At 69.4% G+C, this 3,678-nt stretch carries 4 protein-coding genes and 1 pseudogene; 4 read left to right on the plus strand and 1 reads right to left on the minus strand.

All coding sequences use genetic code 11. From position 1 onward, the window contains the following. Window positions 1-208 precede the first annotated feature (208 nt). The gene (locus RMO04_RS12200; protein WP_309645056.1) at window positions 209-547 is read right to left on the minus strand and encodes a P-II family nitrogen regulator; all 339 of its coding nucleotides are present in this window, start codon (window positions 545-547) and stop codon (window positions 209-211) included. A 387-nt stretch (window positions 548-934) separates the two neighbouring features. On the opposite strand from RMO04_RS12200, the gene RMO04_RS12205 reads away from it, so the two are divergent. From RMO04_RS12205 to RMO04_RS12220, 4 genes and pseudogenes are all read left to right on the plus strand, one after another. After that, window positions 935-2,074 carry a fasciclin domain-containing protein gene (locus tag RMO04_RS12205; protein ID WP_309645057.1) on the plus strand — a complete coding sequence of 380 codons (1,140 nt, stop codon included), beginning with the start codon at window positions 935-937 and terminating at the stop codon, window positions 2,072-2,074. 45 nt (window positions 2,075-2,119) lie between these two features. Beyond that, window positions 2,120-2,455, plus strand: coding sequence for a hypothetical protein (locus tag RMO04_RS12210; protein ID WP_309645058.1), 336 nt, complete (start codon window positions 2,120-2,122; stop codon window positions 2,453-2,455). Window positions 2,456-2,536: 81 nt separating this feature from the next. Further along, window positions 2,537-3,439 (plus strand): glycine--tRNA ligase subunit alpha, encoded by a 903-nt coding sequence (locus RMO04_RS12215; RefSeq protein ID WP_309645059.1) that lies wholly within the window; start codon window positions 2,537-2,539, stop codon window positions 3,437-3,439. Then, window positions 3,439-3,678 (plus strand): annotated as a pseudogene (locus tag RMO04_RS12220) (glycine--tRNA ligase subunit beta); the annotation flags it as partial. The gene RMO04_RS12215 and the pseudogene RMO04_RS12220, both read left to right, overlap by 1 nt.

Genomic DNA, 3,678 nt, shown 5'->3' on the forward strand with positions numbered 1-3,678 from the left:
GGGCGCGGCGGCCGGCGGAGCTTCAGCCGCCGGGGCGGCGGTCGCCTCGGCGGCGGCGGGCGCGGCCGGCGGCGCGGCGTCCTGGGCGAAGGCCGCGGGCGCGAGCAGGCCCCCGGCTAGGATGGCTGCGAGCGCCAGGCCCGTCAGTTTGTGCAGTCCCGATGATTTCATTGTCGCTATCCCCATGTCCCGATGAGTTCGGCGCGCCCTAGAGGGCGGCCGTGCCGGACTCTCCGGTCCGAATACGCACTGCGTCCTCGACATTGAGGACGAAGATCTTGCCGTCGCCGATCTTGCCGGTGGCGGCCGCGGCCTTGATGGCCTCGACGGCCTTGCCGGCCGCGGCGTCGTCGACGACCGCCTCCAGCTTCACCTTGGGCACGAAATTCACCTGGTACTCGGCCCCCCGGTAGATCTCCGTCTGCCCCTTCTGGCGGCCGTAGCCCTTAACTTCGGAGACCGTCAGCCCCTCGATGCCGGCGGCGACGAGCGCTTCGCGCACGTCGTCCAGCTTGAAAGGTTTGACGATCGCTATGATCAATTTCATCGCCTGCTCCCGCGCGGCCCAAGCCGAGACGCGCCAGTGGGTTGTTTTCCCGCGCCGTCGGCGAAACGCGGCTTGCACTCCCCCTCCGACGGCAAGGCGACGCTATCGGGGGCAGGCCGCTGGAAGGCCGTCTGGTAACCCTTGATCAACGAAAAGCCACGCGGCGCCTGTTTTGTGGGCGCCGCTTCGCTCGTTTGCGTGCGCTTTAAGCGGGCTGGCGCTCCAGAGGCGCCGTTTGCGGCCGTGGGCGGACGGAATGTGGGCGCTGGCGAGGCACGTTCTCACGAACCCGTGATCAGGGGAAACCGCTCGGCAAGCTGTGCGCTGTGAACCGCGACGGCCGGGCTTTCCCGGCCAGGGCTCCATCTCTCAACCCCCGAGGATCCGATGCACCTGACCCGTTTTCTGACGACCGCCGCTCTCGCGGCCCTGCTGGCGGGCGCCGCTCAGGCCCAGACCCCAGCCGCGCCCGCCGCCAATCCGGCTCCGACCACGCCGGCCGCCGCCAGCGCCGAAACCGCGCCTGACACCACCGTCGCGGTGGCGCCTGTCGCCAAGGTTGTCGCCGCCGGCGACATCGTCGACACCGCCAAGGCCTCAGGTCAGTTCACGACCTTCCTGAAGGCCGCCGAGGCGACGAACCTCACGAGCCTGCTCAAGACCAACAAAAACCTGACCGTCTTCGCCCCGACCGATGCGGCCTTCGCCGCCCTGCCGGCCGGAGAGCTGGACAAGCTGATGCTGCCGGAGAACAAGGCCCAGCTTCAGAAGCTGCTGATCTATCACGTGGTCAACGCCCCGGTGACCTCGGCCGACTTCAAGGGCTCGACGCGTAAGGCCGCCACAGTGGCCGGCCCGTCGGTCGAGCTGTCGGGCGGCGAGACCCCCATGGTCAATGACGCCACGATCGTTCAGGCCGACATCGCCGCGACCAACGGCATCATCCACGTCGTCAACAAGGTGCTGATGCCGGGCGCGGCCTCGGCGACCGCCAGCGGCGCCGCGGCCTCGACCACCGCCCCGGCGGCGACGCCGGCCGCGCCGGCCGCCCCCGTCACCGAGACCCCCAAGGCCACGCCGCCCAAGGACAAGCTCGCCGCCCTCGACGCCGCGGGCGTCCAGTGCCTGATGCAGGACACCAAGGAGATGGCGCCCTCGCCGGTTTCGGAAGCTGACGCCAAGGCGGCGGTGACGAATGAAGCGGCCACGCCCGCGCCCGCCGCCGACAAGACCGGCGCCGACGCCTCGGCCCAGGAGCCGATGACGCCGCCCGCCGCCGAGCCTCCGCCAGCCGCCGAACCCGCCACGACGGCTGAGCCGGCCCCGACCACCGAGGCCATGACCCCGGCTCCCGCCGCCGAACCGATGGCCGCCCCGGCCGCCGCGACAGGTGTGGACGCCTCGACCGGCGCTGCCGTGACCACCACGACGGTCACCATGCAGCCGGTCGCCGACACCCCGGAGAACCGCCAGATGTACAAGCCGCTCTCCAACGCCGGCAAGCGTAGCAAGGCGAAGGGGAACTAAGCAGGTCCCGACGCGCTCATTCGTTCAAGATCAGGAGTGAACATCATGTATCTCAAGACCTTGATGACGGCCGTGGCCGCGACGGCGCTCTTCGCCGGCGCCGTCCAGGCCCAGTCGATGGCGCCGCCGGTCGATCCTGCCAACGCCCCGGTTTCGGCCGACGCCATGTCGCCGCCGGCTCCGCCAGAGGGGACGATGGTCGACCCCGGCCTCAAGACCACCGAGGCCGCCGCGGTCAACGCCGTGGCGCGCGACAGCTCCGCCGTCGTGACCACCAGCGTCGTCACCAATGGTCCGGTCGCCGACACGCCGGCGAACCGCGCCAAGTACGGGCAGCCCGTGTCCAACGCCGGCAAGCGCACGGCCGCGAAGGGCAACTAGAGACACGCTTCAACGTCTTGTGGCGACAGTCGGCGGGCCCTATGGTCCGCCGACTTTTTTTGCGCCTGCGAAACCCATCCCATGTCCGCCAGAAAGCCGCTTTCGTTTCAGGGACTTATCCTGAAGCTCCATGAGTATTGGAGCGCCCAGGGCTGCGTGATTCTGCAGCCGCACGATGTCGAGGTGGGCGCCGGCACCCTACACCCGGCCACGGTGCTGCGCGCGCTGGGCCCCAAGCCCTGGCGGGCGGCCTATGTGCAGCCCTCTCGGCGCCCCGGGGACGGCCGCTATGGCGAGAACCCCAACCGCCTGCAGCACTATTACCAGTACCAGGTGATCCTGAAGCCGAACCCCGACAACCTGCAGGAGCTCTATCTGGGCTCCCTGGAGGCCATCGGCCTCGACACGCGCCTGCACGACATCCGTTTCGTCGAGGACGACTGGGAGAACCCCACCGTCGGGGCCTGGGGCCTAGGCTGGGAGGTCTGGTGTGACGGCATGGAAGTGACCCAGTACACCTACTTCCAGCAGGTTGGCGGCCTGGACGTCTGGCCCGTGGCCGGCGAGCTGACCTACGGCCTGGAACGCCTGGCCATGTACATCCAGAACGTCGACCACTTCACCGACCTGGCCTTCAACGATCCCGACGGCCCGGCGCCCATGACCTATGGCGACGTCTTCCTGGAGAACGAGCGCCAGCAGTCGGAGGCCAATTTCCACCTCTATGACGTCGACACGCTCAAGCGTCAGTTCGAGGACATGGAGGCCCAGGTGCCCCGCATCCTGGAGGGCAGGGGCCCCCAGGGCCAGCGCACCGTCCTGCCGGCCTACGACCACGTGCTGAAGGCCAGCCACCTGTTCAACCTGATGGACGCGCGGGGCGCCATCGCCGTCGCCGAACGCCAGAGCTACATCGGCCGCATCCGCGACCTGACCAAGATGTGCGCCGAGGCCTGGGTCGCCAACGAAGGGGGCAACGCCTGATGCCCCAGCTTCTGATCGAACTGTTCTCGGAAGAGATCCCCGCGCGTATGCAGGCCCAGGCCGCGCGCGACTTCGAGCGCATGGCCCGCGAGCACCTGGCCGCCGAAGGCCTGCCGGTCGCCCAGGCCGACCGCGACGAAGAGGTCAAAGGCCCGAGAGTCGGCGCGCCCGACCAGGCCATCGACGGCTTCCTGCGCAAGACCGGTCTGACCCGCGACCAGCTGTCCGAGCGCGACGGC

The organism is Phenylobacterium sp. (genome assembly GCF_031412415.1).
In the GTDB taxonomy this organism is placed as follows: Bacteria; Pseudomonadota; Alphaproteobacteria; order Caulobacterales; family Caulobacteraceae; genus Phenylobacterium.